Origin of the sequence: Clostridium cavendishii DSM 21758, assembly GCF_900141845.1 — a bacterium.
Taxonomy (GTDB): Bacteria; Bacillota; Clostridia; order Clostridiales; family Clostridiaceae; genus Clostridium_AG; species Clostridium_AG cavendishii.
The window spans coordinates 1-2,616 of the sequence record NZ_FQZB01000044.1 but is presented as its reverse complement, the minus strand read 5'-3'; the positions used below and the strand labels follow the sequence as shown (position 1 = coordinate 2,616).

At 30.1% G+C, this 2,616-nt stretch carries 2 protein-coding genes and 2 tRNA genes; all 4 read right to left on the bottom strand.

From position 1 onward, the window contains the following. Positions 1–637: 637 nt before the first annotated feature. The 4 genes from BUB01_RS22535 to BUB01_RS22520 all read right to left on the bottom strand — a co-directional run bounded on the left by BUB01_RS22535 (position 638) and on the right by BUB01_RS22520 (position 2,595). Entirely contained in the window at positions 638–1,387 is a 750-nt protein-coding gene (locus tag BUB01_RS22535) for a flagellar motor protein MotB (protein ID WP_072993965.1), read from the bottom strand. Between the two features lie 2 nt (positions 1,388–1,389). Beyond that, the gene (locus BUB01_RS22530) at positions 1,390–2,172 is read right to left on the bottom strand and encodes a flagellar motor protein (RefSeq protein ID WP_072993962.1); all 783 of its coding nucleotides are present in this window, start codon (positions 2,170–2,172) and stop codon (positions 1,390–1,392) included. A gap of 216 nt (positions 2,173–2,388) precedes the next feature. Then, a tRNA-Arg gene (locus BUB01_RS22525) sits at positions 2,389–2,465 on the bottom strand. 56 nt (positions 2,466–2,521) lie between these two features. Beyond that, positions 2,522–2,595: transfer RNA gene (locus tag BUB01_RS22520), tRNA-Gly, on the bottom strand. Between the last annotated feature and the right edge of the window lie 21 nt (positions 2,596–2,616).

The window sequence follows — 2,616 nt, the reverse complement described above, 5'->3', positions numbered from 1 at the left end:
GTTTGTAGCTCATTACTGTTGTATGTCTTATGATTTAAATCATAAAGAATTGCTGGTCATATATTTTCTTGCTCTGTTTAATTTTCAAAGACCTATGCAATCAATAACTTGACTGCTTAACTAGAATATCATCTAAATCATTAATTGTCAATGTGTTTTTTTATTTAAAAACTTTTTATCAACAATTTAATTGTTTTAGCGACATGACTTATATTATCATCTTTATTCTCTAATATTTTAATACAAAAACCTCTTTTTCATGCATTATATTAAAAATTCTTTTTATTTCTTTATTTTTCTTAATTTTAAATATACAGATACACAAGGATAAGTTTATATCTCATAGAACAAATTCTCTTTCTAATAATTTATTATTTAGAAAGAAAATTCATTTATATAATCAATCATAGCATTCTTATAGATAAATATCTAAATTAAAATTTTATTATTGCAAGATCAATATCATAAATATATATAAGTTTTCTTAAATAAGAATTCAAATTTAAATTTACTCAATTCTAACTTACTCATACAAATAAAATGAGTAAAAATTTCATTATACAAATATAAAAAGTGGATTCTTATCAAATCCACTTTTTATATATTTATATTATCTATTTTAAAAATGTTTTTATTATCACTTAGATACACTTTCTGAAGCACTTAAATTAGAATTTAATATAACTACATCAACTCTCCTGTTTTTACTTCTGTTAGCTTCAGTATCATTTGATGCAACGGGCCTATGTTCTCCATATCCAACAGATGATAATTTAGCCCCATTCATACCGTCTTTCACAACCAAATATTCTACAACATTAGCAGCTCTCATAGCAGAAAGTTGATAGTTCGATTGAAACATAGCAGTATTTATAGGCAAATTATCAGTATGCCCTTCTACCCTTACATAGTTATCTATTTTCTTTAATATAGTTGCTACTGAATCCAACTTTGTCCTTACTCCATCTTTTATATCAGCTTTTCCACTATCGAAGAAGATATTATCCTCAAAACTTATAACCAAGCCTCTTTCTTCTATTGAAGTTACAACACTCCCAGTAAGTTGATTAGTATTAATATATCCATCTACCTCTTTCTTGACTTGTTCCAATTTCTTTTCTTCTTTTTGTTCTTCTGTTTCTTCTGCAGGCTTAACCTCAGGTTTTGCCTCTTGTATATTAGCAGCCTCATTAGTTCCTACTACAGTTTTACCTCCACCCATAGCGACTCTAAGGGAATCTGACATTTGTTTATATTTAGTACTATCTATGTTACTCATAGCATACATAACAACAAAAAATATCATAAGCAATGTCATAAAATCTGCATAGGATACTAACCATCTCTCATGATTCGCTGGTTTATCCGGCTCTTTCTTCTTTTTCATGACTAGTTACCTTCCTCTTTAGAAAACTCAGCAATTTCACTTTCAGTTAAGAAACCTTCCAACTTACTAACTAGTGTATTAGGATTAGCCCCTTCTTGTATTAGAAGAATTGCTTCAATCATCATTTCTTTTTCGAGTATTTCTTCTTTATTTAAAGCCTTTAATCTACTAGCTAGTGGTAAGAATATTAAGTTAGCACTTGCAACACCGTATAGTGTAGCTATAAATCCAGCAGCTATCTTAGGACCTAAAGTATCTGGTTCACTAAGATTTCCAAGTACATGCACAAGTCCCATAACAGTACCAACTATACCTAAAGTAGGTGCAAATGCTCCTGCTGATTCAAATATTTCAGCACCTTCTTTATGTCTATGCTCTAAATTAGCCAATCTAGTTTCTAATACATCTCTTATAGTGGAAGGCTCAAGTCCATCAACTACCATTTGTAATCCCTTTTTAATAAAAGGATCCATATCATCGCCATTTAACTCTGCTTCCAAACTAAGCAATCCATTTTTTCTTGTTTTTACAGAAAGTTCTTTAAATAATAAAATTATTTCTTTTAAATTGGAATGTCTTCCTGCAATAGCAACTTTTAATATTTTACCAATATTTTTAAGTAACGACATAGGAAATGAAACACCTACAGCCCCGGCTGTTCCACCAAAAACAATCATTGCTGCTGTCCATGCACCTAGAGAACCTAAATGTCCACCTTCTCCAAGAAATGCTACAACAAGAGATGCAAATCCTACTACTAGCATTATAATAATTCCTAAATCCATATTTTCTCCTCCCTAAATGTCCTTTATAAATCTCTTCATAGATAAATATCGAACTTTGTATCTTAAAATGAATACTTTTTTTAATTTTAATATATAAAAAAATATAATTTTATTTTTATTCCTTACTTTTATGTCGAATTTATTGTTTAATTGTAAACGTATAAAAAAAATAGAGATTAAATATTAGCAATAAGTTAATACTTTTAACCTCTATTTTGGTACATCCAGTGAGATTCGAACTCACGACCTCCGGATTCGAAGTCCGTAACTCTATCCAACTGAGCTATGGATGCATAGATTAAATTTAATTATAAAAAAAGACAACTTATATTTTAAGTTGTCTCATCTTTGGAGCGGGTGATGGGAATCGAACCCACGTAACTAGCTTGGAAGGCTAGGGCTCTACCATTGAGCTACACCCGCTTAAGTGGTCGGGGTGACAGG

Excerpts from the sequence above, each read along its gene's own strand:
- BUB01_RS22535 (WP_072993965.1), bottom strand. The coding sequence starts at position 1,387 with ATGAAAAAGAAGAAAGAGCCGGATAAACCAGCGAATCATGAGAGATGG.
- BUB01_RS22530 (WP_072993962.1), bottom strand. The coding sequence starts at position 2,172 with ATGGATTTAGGAATTATTATAATGCTAGTAGTAGGATTTGCATCTCTT.